This window comes from Streptomyces sp. NBC_01233 (assembly GCF_035989305.1).
GTDB lineage: Bacteria > Actinomycetota > Actinomycetes > Streptomycetales > Streptomycetaceae > Streptomyces.
The window spans coordinates 1,224,157-1,240,657 of record NZ_CP108514.1 but is presented as its reverse complement, the minus strand read 5'-3'; the positions used below and the strand labels follow the sequence as shown (position 1 = coordinate 1,240,657).

At 71.5% G+C, this 16,501-nt stretch carries 15 protein-coding genes, 1 tRNA gene, 1 pseudogene and 1 riboswitch; of the genes and pseudogenes, 14 read left to right on the top strand and 3 right to left on the bottom strand.

Annotated elements, in window-relative coordinates:
- Position 1: 1 nt before the first annotated feature.
- Both hpnH and OG332_RS06100 read left to right on the top strand, forming a co-directional pair.
- Positions 2–1,033 (top strand): adenosyl-hopene transferase HpnH, encoded by a 1,032-nt coding sequence (hpnH, locus tag OG332_RS06105; RefSeq protein WP_327412467.1) that lies wholly within the window; start codon positions 2–4, stop codon positions 1,031–1,033.
- Positions 1,030–2,445, top strand: a complete 1,416-nt coding sequence (locus OG332_RS06100) for an aspartate aminotransferase family protein (protein WP_327412466.1) — start codon at positions 1,030–1,032, stop codon at positions 2,443–2,445. Before hpnH ends, OG332_RS06100 begins: the two co-directional genes overlap by 4 nt.
- An 18-nt stretch (positions 2,446–2,463) precedes the next feature.
- Here OG332_RS06100 and OG332_RS06095 read toward each other — a convergent pair whose 3' ends face one another.
- Positions 2,464–3,255 carry a tyrosine-protein phosphatase gene (locus OG332_RS06095; protein WP_327412465.1) on the bottom strand — a complete coding sequence of 264 codons (792 nt, stop codon included), beginning with the start codon at positions 3,253–3,255 and terminating at the stop codon, positions 2,464–2,466.
- Between the two features lie 315 nt (positions 3,256–3,570).
- A riboswitch (cyclic di-AMP (ydaO/yuaA leader) is annotated at positions 3,571–3,745 on the top strand.
- A 2-nt stretch (positions 3,746–3,747) separates the two neighbouring features.
- Between OG332_RS06095 and OG332_RS06090 the strand changes: the two genes are divergently transcribed.
- The 10 genes from OG332_RS06090 (at position 3,748) to OG332_RS06045 (ending at position 12,282) form a co-directional block, all read left to right on the top strand.
- Positions 3,748–4,734, top strand: a complete 987-nt coding sequence (locus OG332_RS06090; RefSeq protein WP_327412464.1) for a LysM peptidoglycan-binding domain-containing M23 family metallopeptidase — start codon at positions 3,748–3,750, stop codon at positions 4,732–4,734.
- Positions 4,735–4,897: 163 nt separating this feature from the next.
- The gene (locus OG332_RS06085; RefSeq protein ID WP_327412463.1) at positions 4,898–5,683 is read left to right on the top strand and encodes an SGNH/GDSL hydrolase family protein; all 786 of its coding nucleotides are present in this window, start codon (positions 4,898–4,900) and stop codon (positions 5,681–5,683) included.
- A gap of 192 nt (positions 5,684–5,875) precedes the next feature.
- A complete protein-coding gene (locus tag OG332_RS06080; RefSeq protein WP_327412462.1) occupies positions 5,876–7,078 on the top strand; it encodes an MBL fold metallo-hydrolase in 1,203 nt (400 codons plus the stop codon).
- A gap of 264 nt (positions 7,079–7,342) precedes the next feature.
- The gene (locus tag OG332_RS06075) at positions 7,343–9,559 is read left to right on the top strand and encodes a sensor histidine kinase (RefSeq protein WP_327412461.1); all 2,217 of its coding nucleotides are present in this window, start codon (positions 7,343–7,345) and stop codon (positions 9,557–9,559) included.
- A 35-nt stretch (positions 9,560–9,594) separates the two neighbouring features.
- Entirely contained in the window at positions 9,595–10,029 is a 435-nt protein-coding gene (locus OG332_RS06070) for a roadblock/LC7 domain-containing protein (protein WP_327419128.1), read from the top strand.
- Entirely contained in the window at positions 10,026–10,445 is a 420-nt protein-coding gene (locus tag OG332_RS06065; RefSeq protein WP_327412460.1) for a DUF742 domain-containing protein, read from the top strand. The genes OG332_RS06070 and OG332_RS06065 overlap by 4 nt, the downstream gene beginning before the upstream one ends.
- Positions 10,423–11,049, top strand: a complete 627-nt coding sequence (locus tag OG332_RS06060) for a GTP-binding protein (protein WP_327412459.1) — start codon at positions 10,423–10,425, stop codon at positions 11,047–11,049. The genes OG332_RS06065 and OG332_RS06060 overlap by 23 nt, the downstream gene beginning before the upstream one ends.
- A complete protein-coding gene (locus tag OG332_RS06055) occupies positions 11,046–11,615 on the top strand; it encodes a GAF domain-containing protein (RefSeq protein ID WP_327412458.1) in 570 nt (189 codons plus the stop codon). The genes OG332_RS06060 and OG332_RS06055 overlap by 4 nt, the downstream gene beginning before the upstream one ends.
- A gap of 77 nt (positions 11,616–11,692) precedes the next feature.
- Complete coding sequence (locus OG332_RS06050) at positions 11,693–12,055, top strand: MmcQ/YjbR family DNA-binding protein (protein ID WP_327412457.1); 363 nt, start codon at positions 11,693–11,695, stop codon at positions 12,053–12,055.
- 153 nt (positions 12,056–12,208) lie between these two features.
- Positions 12,209–12,282: transfer RNA gene (locus tag OG332_RS06045), tRNA-Pro, on the top strand.
- 98 nt (positions 12,283–12,380) lie between these two features.
- Here OG332_RS06045 and OG332_RS06040 read toward each other — a convergent pair.
- Both OG332_RS06040 and OG332_RS06035 read right to left on the bottom strand, forming a co-directional pair.
- A complete protein-coding gene (locus OG332_RS06040) occupies positions 12,381–12,731 on the bottom strand; it encodes a helix-turn-helix domain-containing protein (RefSeq protein WP_327412456.1) in 351 nt (116 codons plus the stop codon).
- A gap of 16 nt (positions 12,732–12,747) precedes the next feature.
- Positions 12,748–13,851: a tyrosine-type recombinase/integrase gene (locus tag OG332_RS06035; RefSeq protein WP_327412455.1), complete on the bottom strand. Its 1,104-nt coding sequence runs from the start codon at positions 13,849–13,851 to the stop codon at positions 12,748–12,750.
- 248 nt (positions 13,852–14,099) lie between these two features.
- On the opposite strand from OG332_RS06035, the pseudogene OG332_RS06030 reads away from it, so the two are divergent.
- Together OG332_RS06030 and OG332_RS06025 are read left to right on the top strand one after the other, a co-directional pair.
- Positions 14,100–14,221 (top strand): annotated as a pseudogene (locus tag OG332_RS06030) (IS5/IS1182 family transposase); the annotation flags it as partial.
- A gap of 380 nt (positions 14,222–14,601) precedes the next feature.
- Entirely contained in the window at positions 14,602–16,461 is a 1,860-nt protein-coding gene (locus OG332_RS06025; protein WP_327412454.1) for a DUF4012 domain-containing protein, read from the top strand.
- The last annotated feature ends 40 nt before the right edge of the window (positions 16,462–16,501 follow it).

Below are 16,501 nucleotides of genomic sequence, written 5' to 3'. Positions count from 1 at the left end.
GATGGCCATGCCGCTGCGCCAGTCCATCAGGGTCGGGACCTATCTTCTCGAACAGAAGCTCCGCAAGCGTGAGAAGTTCCCGCTGATCGTCGAGCTGGAGCCGCTCTACGCCTGCAACCTGGCCTGTGAGGGCTGCGGAAAGATCCAGCATCCGGCCGGGGTGCTCAAGCAGCGCATGCCGGTCGCCCAGGCGGTCGGCGCCGTGCTGGAGTCCGGCGCGCCGATGGTGTCCATCGCGGGCGGCGAGCCCTTGATGCACCCGCAGATCCACGAGATCGTCCGACAGTTGGTGGCGAGGCGGAAGTACGTCTTCCTCTGCACCAATGCGATGCTCCTGCGCAAGAAGATCGAGAAGTTCACCCCTTCCCCCTATTTCGCCTTCGCCGTGCACATCGACGGCCTGCGCGAGCGCCACGACGAGTCCGTGGCCAAGGAAGGCGTCTTCGACGAGGCGGTCGCGGCCATCAAGGAGGCGAAGAAGCGCGGGTTCCGGGTGACCACCAACTCCACGTTCTTCAACACGGACACTCCGCAGACGATCATCGAGGTGCTCAACTACCTCAATGACGACCTGCAGGTCGACGAGATGATGATCTCGCCCGCCTACGCCTACGAAAAGGCTCCCGACCAGGAACACTTCCTCGGGGTCGAACAGACGAGGGAACTCTTCAGGAAGGCCTTCGCGGGCGGCAACCGGCGGCGCTGGCGGCTCAATCACTCGCCGCTCTTCCTGGACTTCCTGGAAGGGAAAGCCGATTTCCCCTGCACGGCCTGGGCCATTCCGAATTACTCCCTCTTCGGCTGGCAGCGCCCCTGCTATCTGATGAGCGACGGCTACGTACCGACGTACCGGGAGCTGATCAACGACACCGACTGGAGCAAGTACGGCCGCGGAAAGGACCCGCGCTGCGCGAACTGCATGGCGCACTGCGGCTACGAGCCCACCGCCGTCCTCGCCACCATGGGCTCCCTCAAGGAATCCCTGCGAGCGGCCCGGGAGACGATCGGCGGCAACCGGGACGCGTCGGCATGACCCCGGCGGAGGAAGGAGCGGGCGCCCGGGGCAAGGGCTTCGACCTCGGCGCCCTGCTCGCCGCGCGCGGAGGGGAGCGGTACGAGCTGCACGCCCGGCACCTCAACCACCAACTGCCCCGGATGCTGCGCACCATCGGCTTCGACAAGGTCTACGAGCGGGCCGAGGGCGCCCACTTCTGGGACGCCGAGGGCAACGACTACCTGGACATGCTGGCCGGCTTCGGGGTGATGGGCCTGGGCCGCCACCACCCGGTCGTCCGTCGCGCCCTGCACGACGTCCTGGACGCGCAGCTCGCCGACCTCACGCGTTTCGACTGCCAGCCGCTGCCGGGGCTGCTGGCGGAGAAGCTGCTCTCGTACAGCCCGCACCTGGACCGGGTCTTCTTCGGGAACAGCGGCACCGAGGCGGTGGAGACGGCCCTGAAGTTCGCCCGGTTCGCCACCGGGAGGCCCAGGATCCTCTACTGCGACCACGCCTTCCACGGCCTGACCACGGGCTCGTTGTCGGTGAACGGGGAGGGCGGGTTCCGCGACGGCTTCGCCCCCCTCCTCCCCGACACGAAGATCGCCCTGGGGGACCTGGGCGCCCTGGAGCAGGAGCTCCGCAAGGGCGACGTCGCCGCCTTCGTCGTGGAGCCGATCCAGGGCAAGGGGGTCCTCGAGACCCCGCCGGGATTCCTGCTCGCCGCGCAGGAACTGCTGCACCGGCACAAGGCGCTGCTGATCGCGGACGAGGTGCAGACGGGCCTCGGACGTACCGGGGACTTCTACGCGTACCAGCACGAGCCGGGCGTGGAACCGGACCTGGTGTGCGTGGCCAAGGCGCTGTCGGGCGGCTACGTGCCGGTCGGCGCGACCCTGGGCAAGGACTGGATCTTCAAGAAGGTCTACTCGTCCATGGACCGGGTGCTCGTGCACTCCGCGAGCTTCGGGTCCAACGCGCAGGCGATGGCGGCCGGGCTGGCGGTGCTGTCGGTCATGGAGGACGAGGAGCTCGTCGCGCACGCCCGGGCCACGGGTGACCTGCTGCGCGGGCGGCTCGCGGCCATGGTGGACGAGTACGAGCTGCTGCACGAGGTGCGGGGGCGCGGGCTGATGATCGGCATCGAGTTCGGCCGGCCTTCCTCGCTGGGCCTGCGCAGCCGGTGGACGATGCTGCAGGCGGCCCGCAAGGGGCTCTTCGCCCAGATGGTTGTGGTGCCGTTGCTCCAGAAGCACCGGATCCTCACCCAGGTCTCCGGGGACCACCTGGAGGTCATCAAGCTCATTCCGCCGCTGGTCGTGGACGAGCGGGACGTCGACCGGTTCGTCGGCGCCTTCCGCGCGGTCATGGACGAGGCGCACGGCGGGTCCGGGCTGATGTGGGACTTCGGCAGGACGCTGGTGAAGCAGGCCGTCGCCCAGCGCTGACGGCCCGCTCCGGGCGGTCTATTCCAGCAGCCGGTCACGCAGCCGGCCGAGGGTCTCGGGGATCAGCCCGAGGCCCTCCGCCAGGTAGGGGTCCACCCCGCCCCAGGTCTCGTCGATGGTCTCGAACGCGGCGACCAGGTACTCGGCGCGGGCGTCGAAGAGCGGCGCGAGCAGCTCCATCACCTCGGGGGAGCGGGCCTCGTCGGACGCGCCGCTGCGGCGCACCCGGTAGCGGCGGTGCGGGGCGTTCGACTCCAGGTAGTCCGCCACGATCGCCTCGCGCTCGACGCCCAGCGCGAGCAGGGTCACGGCGATCGAGAGGCCGGCCCGGTCCTTGCCGGCCGCGCAGTGCAGGAGGGCGGGGACGCTGTCCTCGGCGAGCGCGTGCACGACCCGGCTGTGCTCGGCGGTGCGCTGCTCGATGATCCTGCGGTACGAGTTCGTCATCCGGGCCGCGGCCTTGCCGTCGCCCAGGATCGCGCGCAGCTGGTCGAGGTCGCCGTCGCGCACCAGCCGCCAGAACTCCCGGCCGTCGGCCGGATCCGAGAGCGGGATGTTCACGTTCCGTACGCCGGGCAGTTCCACGTCCGGCCCCTCCAGCGCGTGGTCGGCGCCGTTGCGGAAGTCGAAGACGGTGTGGAGGCCGAGCGAGGCGAGGAACTCTGCATCGGTTTCGGTGGCATGTGCGAGATGTCCGCTTCGGAAGAGTCGTCCTGCTCTGACCCTTCGTCCATCAGAAGTCGGCAATCCGCCCACATCACGGAAATTGCGCACTCCGGTCAGCCCCGGCTCCTGTATCTGCTGGGTCACGGGAACTCCTCCGCTTCATGATGGGACGTCTGTCCGAATTGAACTGTTTGGCGCCAACTTGCCATATCCGGAGGCGAGATCGGGCACGTCCCCGTGAGCCAGATCATACGGTGACGGTGAGTGCCTGATCACGAATGCCGAATGGCCTCGTCGGAGCGGTTGTTGACGGCGGGTAATGGACGGAGGGTGACCGGAATTCCGCCGATTCCTCATCCCTGTGATTCCGTCAGGAAATTCGTGGCTTGTTCCCTGCTGGCGCAAGGGATTACGTTCGCGATCGATCCGGGTGGATCGCCGAATCCTGCCGCCGCCCGGAAACCGCACTCGACCATTCGTGCGGCAGGAGCGGGGGAACCAGGTAAGCCGCTGTTCCGGAGATCTTTTCGCCGGAACGGCTCGGGGTGAAGACGTGCATGCGCCGTTCATGTACGGCCGGACATCTCCAGTCCGAACCCGACAGCTCACCTCGCAGGCGCCGGAGAGGAATTCGCCATGCCTGCAAAGGGTAAGCACCGCCGTCCCAAGTCCCTTTCGATATCGCGCGGTCTCGCCGTCGCAGGCACCGGTGGCGCGGCCCTCGCCTTGCCGCTGATCGGCGCGGCCGGCGCCCACGCGGCCGGCGTCCCGGCCGCGGCGACCGCGGTGGCCCCCGCCGTGGCCCCGCAGCTCCCCGCTCCGCTGCAGGCCGCGCCCGCCGCCGTGCAGACCGCGCCGAGCGTCTACACGGTCGTGCCGGGCGACTACCTCTCCAAGATCGCCGCCGAGCGCCACCTGTCCGGCGGCTGGGAGCAGCTGTACGCCGACAACCGCGAGGCGGTCGGCACCAACCCGTCGCTGATCCACCCCGGCCTGAAGCTGAACCTCGGTGGTGCGGCCGAGGCGGCTCCGGTGGAATCCGCCCCCGAGGCCGAGGCCGCTCCGGAGTCCGCCCCCGAGGCGGCTCCGAAGGCAGCCCCGAAGGCAGCCCCGAAGGCAGCCCCGAAGGCGGCCCCGAAGCCGGCCGCGAAGCCGGCCGCGAAGGCCCCGGCGCAGCAGGACTCCGCCGCCGAGGCTCCCGCCGGGCAGCAGTCGGCCTCCGGCTTCGTCGCCCCGCTCGGCGGCGGCATCTCCACCCAGTACAAGGTCGCGGGCAGCATGTGGTCCTCCGGTTACCACACCGGCGTCGACTTCATCGCGAGCTCCGGTACCACCGTCAGGGCCGTCGGTGCGGGCACCGTGGTCTCCGCCGGCTGGGGCGGCGCGTACGGCAACGAGGTCGTCATCCGGCACGCGGACGGCAGGTACTCCCAGTACGCCCACCTGTCCCAGCTGTCCGTCTCCTCCGGCCAGAGCGTCACCGCCGGCCAGACCCTCGGCCTCTCCGGCTCCACGGGCAACTCCACCGGCCCGCACCTCCACTTCGAGATCCGCACCGGCCCCTCGTACGGCTCCGACATCGACCCGCTGGCCTACCTCCGCTCCAAGGGCGTCAGCATCTGACGGCACCCGCCGCCGGAGTACGGACACGCGTGAGGCCGGGACCCGAGGGGGGTCCCGGCCTCACGTGTACTTATTCCTTATCCCCCACGTGGTAGAGATCACGGTCCGTCAACCCCTCATTACGTTGGCGTAGGTTGGTTACGGGAGTGAAGGATGGTGTCCCGTGGCAGCGACGACGACGAAACTCAAGACCATCGGCTCGTACGCGGCGATCGGGGACAGCTTCACCGAAGGCGTGGGGGACCCGGGACCCGGGGATTCGTATCTCGGCTGGGCGGACCGGCTCGCCGTACTCCTGGCCGATCAGCGCGACGAGCACGACTTCCGTTATGCGAATCTGGCGGTGCGCGGAAAGCTCCTCGACCAGATCGTGGCCGACCAGCTTCCGAGGGCCAAGGCCCTCGCACCGGACCTGGTCAGCTTCTGCGCGGGCGGCAACGACATCATCCGGCCCGGCAGCGACCCGGACGACGTGGCCGAGCGGTTCGAGGCGGCCGTGGCCGACCTCTCCGGCGCGGTCGGCCAGGTCATGATCACGACCGGCTTCGACACCCGGGGCGTGCCGGTCCTCAAGCACCTCCGGGGCAAGGTGGCGACCTACAGCGCGCACGTGCGCGCCATCGCCGACCGCTACGACTGCCCGGTGCTCGACCTCTGGTCGCTGAAGTCCGTACAGGACCGGCGGGCATGGGACGCGGACCGGCTGCACCTCTCGCCCGAGGGGCACACGCGGGTCGCGCTGCGGTCGGCTCAGGTGCTCGGGCTGGACGTGCCGACCGACCCCGACCAGCCGTGGCCGCCGCAGCGGCCGCGCGGCTCGGTGGACGTGACCCGCGACAACATCCAGTGGGCGCGCGACCACCTCGTGCCGTGGATCGGCCGGCGGCTGCGCGGCGAGTCCTCCGGGGACCACGTCGAGGCGAAGCGGCCCGACCTGCTGCCGCTGTAGGCGTACGGCCCGGGGCGGCGGGGGCGCGGGAGCCCCGGGCGGGACACAGGAGGGGACGGGGGCACGGGGGCCCAGCGGGGGACGGGGCACGGAAGGGGACGCGGGCCGTAAGCGGAATCCTTCGGGGCCGGTGTGCGTTGGGATGGTCGTAGAGAGACGACCACCCCTCACTCCATCCTCCCTGGAGGCGCTTTGACCGGCTCCCGTCCCCTGCGTCCCCGGCTGCGCGCCCTGCGGCCCGAAGCCTTCGGCGCGGACCCGTCCGGTGCCCGGCTGGACCGCATCCGCCGCTCGCCGAACTTCGCCGACGGCGTCTTCCAGAACCCGGTCGGGGCCCGGAACAGGCCCTCGGGGTCGATGGCGGAGTTCGCCAAGATCTACTTCCACCGGGAGCAGCGGGTACGGCGCAGTCCCGCCGCGCCCATCCCCGTGTACCCGACGACCCTGGCGGAGCTGGCGAAGCCGCCCGCGAGCGGTCTGCGGCTGACCTGGATGGGCCACTCCAGCGTGCTCGCGGAGATCGACGGCCGCCGGGTGCTGTTCGACCCGGTGTGGGGCGAGCGGTGCTCCCCCTTCCCCTTCGCCGGCCCCAGGCGACTGCACCCGGTGCCCGTCCCGCTGGCCTCGCTGGGCGAGGTCGACGTCGTGGTCATCTCGCACGACCACTACGACCACCTCGACCTGCCCACCGTCAAGGCCCTGGCCGGCACGGACACGGTCTTCGCCGTCCCGCTGGGCGTGGGCGCGCACCTGGAACGCTGGGGCGTGTCCGCCGACCGGCTGCGCGAGCTGGACTGGAACGAGAGCACCAAGATCGCCGGGCTCTCCCTGACGGCCACCCCCGCCCGGCACTTCTGCGGACGCGGCCTGCGCAACCAGCAGCACACCCTGTGGGCCTCCTGGGTCGTCGCGGGCGACGAGCACCGGATCTACCACAGCGGGGACACCGGCTACTTCCCCGGTTTCAAGGAGATCGGCGCCGAACACGGGCCCTTCGACGCCACGATGATCCAGATCGGGGCGTACTCCGAGTACTGGCCCGACATCCACATGACCCCCGAGGAAGGCATGCGCGCCCACCTCGACCTGCAGGGCGGCACCGCGCACGGCACGATGCTGCCGATCCACTGGGGCACCTTCAACCTGGCCCTGCACCCGTGGGACGAGCCGGGCGAGGGCACGCTGACCGCAGCCGAGGGCGCCGGGGCGGCCATCGCGCTGCCGATCCCGGGCCAGCCGTTCGAGCCGGGGTCCAGCGAGGCCCCGGCGGAGCCCTGGTGGCGGCCGTTCGTCGCGGGCGGCGGGGCCATCGCCCCGGCCGCGACCCCGGGCCCCGTCACCGCGGAGCGGCCGCAGGCCGTGATCCGCGAGGAACCCGAGGCCGTCGGGTCCTGACGTCCCGCCGCCCACCGCGGGGCCCCGGGGCGGGTGGCGGCGCCCCGGGGGTGAGGGCGCGCGGGGCCGGCGGCTGTCGCCGCCCGGGACCGCCAGGCGCATTCGGGCGGTTGTGCGAGCGCTCCACCGGGAGCGGGAAGCACCCCCTCGAAGTTCCCCAACTGGCGTTCCGGGGCGGGATGGCGGGGTCTAGCGTGGGTATCCGGTGATCAACACCGGGCCCCGGGAACGCTGGGGGCCGGGCCCCACGTACCGAGGACGCCGATGTCCGGACTCCGCGCCGCCCGCCACTCCCCGTCGAGACATGCCGTCACCGGTCCCGGCCGGCAGCTGCGCCCCCAGCTGGTGCGCGCAGCCGTCCTGCCGACGCTCGCCGCCGCGCTCAGCGGCGCCGCCGCAGTGATCTTCACCCTCCAGCTCGGCGGCGGCGCGGGCGACCGCGACGCCCGGCTGTGGCCGGTGCTCACCGGCTGCGCCCTGCTCGTGGTCGGCGCCCTCGCCGCAGCCCTGCTCGGGGCCCAGCGCGCCGCCAAGGCCGTACGGGACCGGTGCGAGGCGCTGCGCCGCTCCAGCGTGCGCGGCCGCCAGGAGCTGCGCACCGCCGCCGACCGGCTGGAACGGGGCGAGGCCCCGCCCCGCCCGGTACGGGGCGAGCCGGCGCCCGGCGGCGACCCGTCCGGGGTGGACGAGTTCTGGCTGCTCTCCCAGGAGCTGCGCGGCGCCCGCGAACAGGCGCACGCCACCCTCATCCGGCTGGCCGGCCCCGCCACCCCGTCCGACAGCGAGCGCAAGGTCGAGGTCTTCGTCAACCTCGCGCGTCGCCTGCAGTCCCTGGTGCACCGGGAGATCTCGCTCCTCGACGACCTGGAGGACACGGTCGAGGACCCGGACCTGCTCAAGGAGCTCTTCCACGTCGACCACCTCGCCACCCGGATCCGCCGGCACGCCGAGAACCTCGCCGTGCTGGGCGGGGCCGCCTCCCGCCGCCAGTGGACCCGTCCGATCGACCTGAGCGAGGTGCTCCGCTCCTCGGTCGCGGAGGTCGAGCAGTACACCCGGGTCAAGGTCGTGCCCCCGGCCGGCGGCAGCGTCCGCGGGCACGCCGTCGCCGACGTGGCGCACCTGCTGGCCGAACTGGTCGAGAACGCCACGGTCTTCTCCGCCCCCGACACCGATGTGGTGCTGCGCGCCGAGCGGGTCACCGCGGGGATCGCGGTCGAGGTGGAGGACCGGGGGCTGGGCATGCCGGTGGAGGAACAGCACCGGATGAACGCCCTGCTCGGCGACCCCGACCAGATCAGCGTCCGGCACCTGCTGGCGGACGGGCGGATCGGGCTGTTCGTCGTCGCGGCCCTGGCCCGCCGGCACGGGATCGCCGTCGAGCTCAAGTCCAACATCTACGGTGGCGTGCTCGCCGTGCTCGTGCTGCCGCAGGAGCTGCTGGGCGCGGAGGCGCCGAGCGCCGCCGACGCGGCGGGTGGCTCCCGGTCCACCTCGTGGGGCACGGGCGAGGCCCCGTCGATCCCCCACCTGGAACCGGTCCCCGTGCCGGTGCCCTGGCAGCCGGCCCCGCAGCGCGGCCCCACCCCGTTCCCTGACCCGCGCTCCGCCCCGCGCCCCCATCCCGGCTCCGCAGCCTCCCCTCTCCCCGCACCCCGGACCGGCTCCGAGGCCCCGGCCGCCCCCGCGCCGCGATCCGTTCCACCGTCTCCCGCCGCCCCCACGGCCGCTCCGGCCCCCGCCCCCTGGGCCGACGCCCCGACCACGACCGGCCCCGGCCCGCGAGCCGGGGCTCCGGCCGAGCCCGTGCCCGGTACGGCGCCCGGGCCATGGGCCGGGGCTCCGGCCGGCCCCCCGCCGGGGCCGGAGACCGGGTCCGGGCCCGCGACCGGGGACGGGCCGTTGGTGTGGCTGGAGGGCGCTCCACGGGCCGGGCTTCCGGCCGAGCCGTGGGCCGGAGCCCCGGCCGGGCCCCTGCGCGGGGCGGAGGCCGGGCTCTGGTCCGGGCCCGAGCCCGGGGACGCAGCAGCCGCGCGAGTCGGGTTCCCGGCTGCCGCCGACGGGGCCGCGGCCCTGGCGCCTGCGCCGACGCCTGCTCCCCGGCCGCGGGACACGGATTCCGCCGCCCCCGCGATCGGTCCGGTGGCCGAGTCCTGGTCCGGAGCCCCGGTCCTGCCGGGGCGAGGGGTGCCGTCGGCCTCCGGCGGGGCCGGGGGCCCGGCGCTGCCCCTTCAGCGGGCCGGCGAGACGGGTGAGGGGGACCCCTGGGCGGATGGCGCGGGCCTGCCCGGCGAGCCCGGGGACGAGGAGGAGCGGCCCGCGCTGCCCCGGCGGCGGGCGCAGCAGCATCTGGCGCCGCAACTGCGCGAGGCGCCCGTGCCGCGCCCGGCCACGGACACCGAACAGCCGCTGCACGATCCCGGCCTGATGGCCGCCTTCCGGCGGGGCTTCGGCCTCGCCCAGTCGGAGAACCAGCTATGACCCCGACCACCCACCTCAGCAAGGAGCGCACCCCCATGGGCGGCGAAGTGGCGACGAAGACCGGCAGCCGGCTCTCGGACCTCGACTGGCTGCTCAGCGGCCTGGTGCAGCGCGTGCCGTACACGCGCAGCGCCGTACTCCTCACCGCCGACGGGCTCGTCACCTGCGTGCACGGCCTGGACGCCGACAGCGCCGACCACCTGGCGGCCCTCGCGTCCGGCCTGTACTCGCTGGGCCGCAGTGCCGGCTCCCGCTTCGGGGACGGCGCCGAGGTGCGCCAGGTCGTCGTCGAACTCGACACCGCGCTCGTCTTCGTCTCGGCGGCCGGATCCGGGACCTGCCTGGCCGTCCTCGCCGACCGCGAGGCGGACGCCGGGGTGCTCGGCTACGAGATGGCGATGCTGGTCAAGAGCGTACGTCCGTACCTGGCGGCCCCGCCGCGGCGGCCCACCGCCGACCCGGAGCGATGAGGGCACGCGGTACGGGGGCGTACGCGAAGGGGCGGGACACGCCGTGGCTCGACGACTCGGCGGGCCGGGTGATGCGCCCGTACACCGCCAGCGGCGGGCGGACCCGGCCGGGCGTCTCGCTCGACCTGCTCTCGCTGGTGACCGCGACCGGGGTGCGCCCGCGCATCCCGTTCGGGGCCGAGCACACCCTTGTGCTGCGGCTGTGCGCGGGCGCCGTGGCGGTCACCGTCGCCGAGGTGGCCGGGCAGCTGCGGCTGCCGGCCGCGGTGGTGAAGGTGCTGCTGTCCGACCTGATGGAACACGGGGCCGTCATGGTGCAGGCGCCGAGGTTCCCCGGCATCGGCGGCGACGCGTTCGCCGCCACCGACCAGTCACTGCTGAGGGCGGTGCTCGATGGCCTGCGCAAACGACTGTGAAGCCCCCGCGCCCGCCCCCGCGACCCTGAAGATCCTGGTCGCGGGCGGTTTCGGCGCGGGCAAGACCACCTTCGTGGGCGCGGTGAGCGAGATCGAGCCGCTGAGCACCGAGGAACTGCTCAGCGATCTGAGCGCGGCCGCCGACCCGCTGCACGGCGTCGAGGCGAAGACCACCACGACCGTGGCCCTCGACTTCGGCCGGATCACCCTGGACGAGCGCCACGTGCTCTACCTCTTCGGCACGCCCGGACAGCACCGCTTCTGGTTCCTGTGGGAGGAACTGTGCGCGGGCGCGCTCGGGGCGGTGGTGCTCGCCGACACCCGCCGCCTCGCCGACTGCTTCCCCGCCGTGGACTTCTTCGAACGGCGCGGGATCGGCTTCATCGTCGCCGTCAACGAGTTCGGCCAAGCCCACCGCTACACGGCCGACGAGGTCCGCGAAGCGGTGGGGCTCGGGCCCGGGGTGCCCGTCGTACGGTGCGACGCGCGCCTGACCAGTTCCGGTACGGGGACGCTGGCCGCCCTCGTCCGGCACCTCCTGTGCAGGTCCACGGCCACTGCCACAGTCAGCTCTTCGTCTTCGGAGTCGGGGGAACCGCCATGACGTACTACGAATCGACCGGACACCTGCTGCTCACGCCGGTGGACCGGGAGGCGCCCGCGCGCGTCGTCCGGCTGCGCGAGCTGGGTCTGGGGGAGCGGACGGACGCCGAACTGGACGCCTTCGCGAGGCGGGTCGCCGACGTGCTCGACGCCCCGTACACGGGGGTCAACTTCGTCGGTGAGCAACGTCAGTTCTTCGCCGGGCTGCACCACGCGGCCGAGGCCCCGGCCTGCGGGTACCCGGCGCGGGTCCTGGCCCGCGACCACGGCTACTGCCCGCACGTGGTGGTCCGGCGGCGCGCGCTGGTGCTGGAAGACGTACGGGACTTCGCGCGCTTCGCGGGCAACGCGGTCGTGGACGAGAGCGGGGTGCGCTCGTACGCGGGCGCGCCGCTGACGGACCGGCGCGGGATCGTCCTGGGCACGGTGTGCGCGGTGGACGTGGTGCCGCGGCGGTGGGGGACGGAGGGGCTCGCCACCGTCAAGGCGCTGGCCGCGGAACTGGTGGCGCTGGTGCACGAACGCGAGGACCGGGCGGAGGCCCGCGCGGCGGACCGGCGGGGGTGAGGGCCGTGTCAGTAGCGGGCGCTACGGTCGTCGGACGAGGGTTCGGGTTCACCGGTGGCTGGAGAGGAGTCTCGGGGATGGCCACGACCGCGCAGGACGTCCGCCTGATCGCGCTGTCGCTCCCGGACAGCAGCGAGAAGCTCGCCTGGGGCATGCCGACCTTCCGGGTGGGAGGGAAGATCTTCGTCGCGCTGGCCGACGACGATACCTCGATCGGGGTGAAATGCCCCAAGGAGGACCGGGCCGAGCTGATCGCGGCGGAGCCGGAGAAGTTCTTCGTACGTCCGGGCCACGACGACAACTACGCCTGGATCCGGGTCCGCCTGGAAGCCGTGGGGGACGCGGCCGAGCTGCGTTCCATCCTGACCGACTCCTGGCTCCAGGCGGCCCCGAAGCGGCTGGTCGCGGCCCATCCGGAGCTGTCCGGCGACGCGGGCTGAGCGCGCGGCGCCGCCGTACGGCGAGGGGACCGGCGGCCGTGGCGCCCCGGCCCCCTGGAACCGGTAGCGGAAAAGGTGCGCGCGACCACCCACAGAAATGCGGTATCGTTCTCATGCGCGTTCGGCCAGGGGAAACCCCAGGTCAGCGGGTATCGGGACGTGGCGCAGCTTGGTAGCGCACTTGACTGGGGGTCAAGGGGTCGCAGGTTCAAATCCTGTCGTCCCGACTCGAAAGAGTCGCAGATCAGGGGCCGTTTTGGAGCAATCCAAAACGGCCCCTTGATCGTTTTTGGGGACCAGTTGGGGTCGAGGGAGTGAGAGGTGGTCACGGCCGGTCGACACCCCTGATCCGGGCTCGCTTCGGCCGTAGCCCGCCGAGCCCTTCCGTGTCGGGCGCCGAGCCTCCGGCGGCGGCCTTCTTCGGCTTCGTCGCGGCCCCGGCCGCCGCGATGGGCTCGATGAGGTCGTCCATGGTGCAGTCCAGGATGTCGAGGAGGGACATCAGGATCTTCAGGCTAAGCCGCTCGGGCCGTTCGACGACGAGCCGGTAGACCTGGCTCGACGACAACGTGATCCCGCGCTCGGCAAGCGGCGGAATCAGGTCGGTGGTGGAGAACATCCCGCGGTCCGCCATGACCTTGCGCAGGTGCCAGTGGTAGTCGAGCTTGGCGGCCATCGCCGAATCCCTCCTGTCAGGCCCCGGCGAACGCCGGCGCCAGTGCCTTGTGCAGGGAAGTGTTCATGAAGTCGTCGCTGACGTGCGTGTAGATGGCCAGGGAGCTGTCGCACTCGTGGCCGACCTGCTGCTGGATGAACCTCCGGTCCACCCCGTCCTCGGTCAGGTGAGTGACGTACGAATGCCGAAGACTGTGTGGGACCAGCTCTTTGGGCAGCTTGAGGGCGTCTCGGTATGCCTCGAACCGGTCGTTGATCGAGCCGGGCTGCAGGCGGCCACCGCGTTCGGTGATCCACAGAGCCGGATGGTCGGGGAACCCGAAGCGCGGCCGGACGTTCTCGACGTAGTCAGCGACTGCGTCGACGGCCCGGTCCATCACCGACAACACGTTCCGACGCCGCGGTGGCTGGCCCTTCTTGGCCTTGCCGTAGCGGACGTTGAGCGTGCCGTACCGGCCGAACTGCCGGGCCTGCGGATTGCGGCCGAAGTCGACCAGATCGAGCTTGGAAGTCTCGGTCCGGCGCAGGCCCCACCCGTAGATCACCTTGAAAAGAGTGGCGTCACGGTAGGCCGCCAGGGCGCCCTTGCGTTTCGCCCGTACCGCTCGTTCGACCTGGTCGTCGGTGTAGTCGAGGAAGAGCTGCAACTGTTCCCGGGTGAAAGGCTTCGCCTCCGGGCCGCCTTCGTAGTCGTTGAGGTGGGCGATGGTGTTCCACTCGTGACAGATGGCCACCGGGAACGTTCCGAAGGCTTCCTCACAGGCCGGCCCCCAGCCGTAGCGCCCGTCTATGAGGAACTCGCTGAACATGCGGACGTCGCCCTGATAGCTGCGGATGGTGGACGGCGCCAGGTGCTTCTCGCTCGTCAAAGAGAGCGACCACTCGTCCACGTGGGCCGGTGTCCACTGCCACGGGTACTCGTTCGCGAACGCCAGGAACCGCCGTATGAGCCGTTCCCGGTCGTCGACCGTTTCGTCCCTCAGCCCCCGCGACTTCTGCTGAGCACGCCAGCCCCGCAACATCGCGTCGAACATCGCGTCCTCCGGACGCAGCTGGACCACCCCGGAGACCAGCTCCAGATGAGCCGACCCAGCCAGGGCCACCTCGCGCTGATGCACCACTCCAGACCATCCCTTCTGGAGAGCAAGTCATGCATCAGAAGGGATCTCCTCGGCAACATGCCAGGTCAGGCCGCTATCTCGTAGTAGCTCCGGAGTCCTTCCATACCTCGCCGCGACCTGGCGACCTGCAGGTTCTCGCCCGCCTGATGCAATTCCCGAGGGTTCAGGTAGCGCTGCGTGGTCGTCAGTGAACCGTGCCTGGCGATCTTGCGCAGGACCGTGCGCCATGGGGGGCGCCAGTGTCCCCCCGCCACAGAAGGGTCGTTGAGAGGACCGTGTCCTGCCTCGCCGGCTCCACCGACGCTACGAACGCAACGCAGAACACTCCCTCGCCTTCGTCGGCATAGCCGCAGCCCTCATCTTGGCCCGCCCCCCCGTCCTGTGGTGCGTGCTGCGCGTAGCGGGGCGCGGGGCTATGGGCGGCACGCGCAGCCAGCAAAATAAGAATGATTTATTGGGCCATCCAGTGATTTGGGTATTCAACGGCGTTATCGGACGCTACCCGGCGACATGTATGAGTGTGTAGAGCCACTTTGCCCCGCCCGTTCGGGCCTGGACTCATGTCAGGAGTGTGGAGAATTTGGGGACGTCGTCGATGTGGCGTGGCGCGCGGGCTGCCGGCACAGCCTCCGCTGCCGTCGCTGTGTCCCATCGTCTGGGCGACTGGCCCGGCCACGCTCTTCGCGGGGCGACAGGAGTGGTCCCGCCCGGAGGCGATACGGGTGGCGCAGCCTCGTGGCTCGAGAACCGTTGATCACCGAGTTCTCCGTGCGGCTGCGACACCTGCGTGAGCGTCTCAAGTTCATCGAAAACACGGGGCGGTCTTCAGGGACGGAGCCGGCGCGTTGCCGATTCCCACGGCCTCGTGCCCGGCACGTGCTGTCGGCCGTCGCCGTCCTGTGTCTTGCCCTGGCGGGTTGGATCGTGGGCACCGGTCTGCTTGCCCGGACGGAGTTGCTGGCCGCTCAGCGGTCGCTGGATACGCTGCGGCACTCGGTCGTGGATACGACGGGGAACGCTGCCTCGGGGGCAGCGATGAGCTCTGCGGCGGTGCACGCCGCCCGGGCGCATCGCCTGACCACCGGGCCCGCCTGGTATCTCTTCGCGCAGGTGCCGTTCTTCGGCCGACCCGCGGAAACGGTTCGCGGCGCGGCGAGCGCCGCCGACCGGTTGACTCGCGACGTACTTCCGCCGTTCGTGCGCATCGCTCCCGAACTCGCCGATGACTCCAGTGAGGGCGGGAGGGGAGCCCTGCTGTCCGCCTTCGGCGGCAAGGCTCCGGCTCTCGAGCGGGCGGCGCGGGTGGTCGCCGAGACGCGCGCGGAGGCCGGCCGTCTTCCCCGTACCACCTGGCTGCCGGCGGCCGACCACGCACGCGCGCAACTGTTGGGGTTGCTCGACCGGATCGCCCCTGTCACGTCTGATGCCGCTGTGGCCGCCCGTGTGCTGCCGGCGATGCTGGGGGAACAGGGTCCTCGACGGTATTTCGTCGGCGTCCAGAACACGGCGGAAGCCCGCGGCACCGGCGGCATGCCGGGGGCCTTCGCCGTGCTCACCGCAGAACGGGGAAAACTGCACTTCGAGACCTTCGACAATGACGACGGGGTGACGGGTGGCAGTCCTTCGGTCGATCTGGGATCCGAATACACCGCCCGCTATGCCCGGTACGAGCCCACCCGCTTCTGGGCCAACTCCAATCTCAGCCCGCATTTCCCCTACGCCGCCCGTATCTGGGCGGCAACCTGGCGCCAGCGCAGCGGCAAGAGGGTGGACGGGGTCATCGCCCTGGACCCCACCACCCTGGGCCGATTGCTGCGAGTGGCGGGCCCGGGACGACTGCCCGACGGCGCGGCGCTCACCGGCGACAACATGCTGGACCTCACGGAGCGCACGGGCTACGCACGCTACTCCGACGACGCGGCGCGCAAGGCGTTCCTCCTCGGGGTGGCGCGCACGGCAGTCACCACCCTGGTGGACGCCTTCCACGGGCCGCGACGGATTCCCGGACTGCTCAAGGCGGCGTACGGTGACGCGGCGACAGGACGGCTGAAGGTGTGGAGCGCCCGGGAGAACGAGCAACGTCTGCTGTCGACCCGTCCGTTGAGCGGCACGTTTCCCCAGGAGACCGGTCCCTTCGCCGGACTCGTCGTCAACAACGCTGCGGGCGGGAAGCTGGATTACTACCTGGAGCGAGAGCTGAGCTGGGTTCCGGGCCGCTGTACACCGGAAGGTCGGCTCGTCACCGCGCGGATCACTCTCACCAACCGGGCGCCGAGGTCGGGGCTTCCTCCCTACGTCACCCAGCGAGGCGACAAACCGGCGTACCCCACCCGGCCGGGGGACAACCGGGTGCTGGTTTCCTACTACGCCAGCACGGGCGCACAACTCACCGGTGCGGCCCTCGACGGCCGGACCGCCTTGGTGGGCGTCGGCGAGGAACTCCGACACCCGGTCTACACGCTGGACCTGGAACTGCCCGCGCAGCGCGCCCGTACCCTGACGCTCCAGCTCCTGGAGCCGGTCAGCGACCATGCGCCCGTGCTGTGGCGCCAGCCGCTGGTCACACCGCTGCGGGCTCATGTGGAGCCCTACCCGGCGTGCGGCGACTGACGCCGGGCACCACAGAAGGCAGCGGCGACCGAGGACGCGG

What these genes read in the sequence shown, in the direction of transcription:
- OG332_RS06075 (WP_327412461.1), top strand. Translation starts at nt 7,343, where the DNA reads ATGTCCGGACTCCGCGCCGCCCGCCACTCCCCGTCGAGACATGCCGTC.
- OG332_RS06055 (WP_327412458.1), top strand. Translation starts at nt 11,046, where the DNA reads ATGACGTACTACGAATCGACCGGACACCTGCTGCTCACGCCGGTGGAC.
- OG332_RS06070 (WP_327419128.1), top strand. Translation starts at nt 9,595, where the DNA reads ATGGGCGGCGAAGTGGCGACGAAGACCGGCAGCCGGCTCTCGGACCTC.
- hpnH (WP_327412467.1), top strand. Translation starts at nt 2, where the DNA reads ATGGCCATGCCGCTGCGCCAGTCCATCAGGGTCGGGACCTATCTTCTC.
- OG332_RS06040 (WP_327412456.1), bottom strand. Translation starts at nt 12,731, where the DNA reads ATGGCCGCCAAGCTCGACTACCACTGGCACCTGCGCAAGGTCATGGCG.
- OG332_RS06100 (WP_327412466.1), top strand. Translation starts at nt 1,030, where the DNA reads ATGACCCCGGCGGAGGAAGGAGCGGGCGCCCGGGGCAAGGGCTTCGAC.
- OG332_RS06090 (WP_327412464.1), top strand. Translation starts at nt 3,748, where the DNA reads ATGCCTGCAAAGGGTAAGCACCGCCGTCCCAAGTCCCTTTCGATATCG.
- OG332_RS06050 (WP_327412457.1), top strand. Translation starts at nt 11,693, where the DNA reads ATGGCCACGACCGCGCAGGACGTCCGCCTGATCGCGCTGTCGCTCCCG.
- OG332_RS06060 (WP_327412459.1), top strand. Translation starts at nt 10,423, where the DNA reads ATGGCCTGCGCAAACGACTGTGAAGCCCCCGCGCCCGCCCCCGCGACC.
- OG332_RS06065 (WP_327412460.1), top strand. Translation starts at nt 10,026, where the DNA reads ATGAGGGCACGCGGTACGGGGGCGTACGCGAAGGGGCGGGACACGCCG.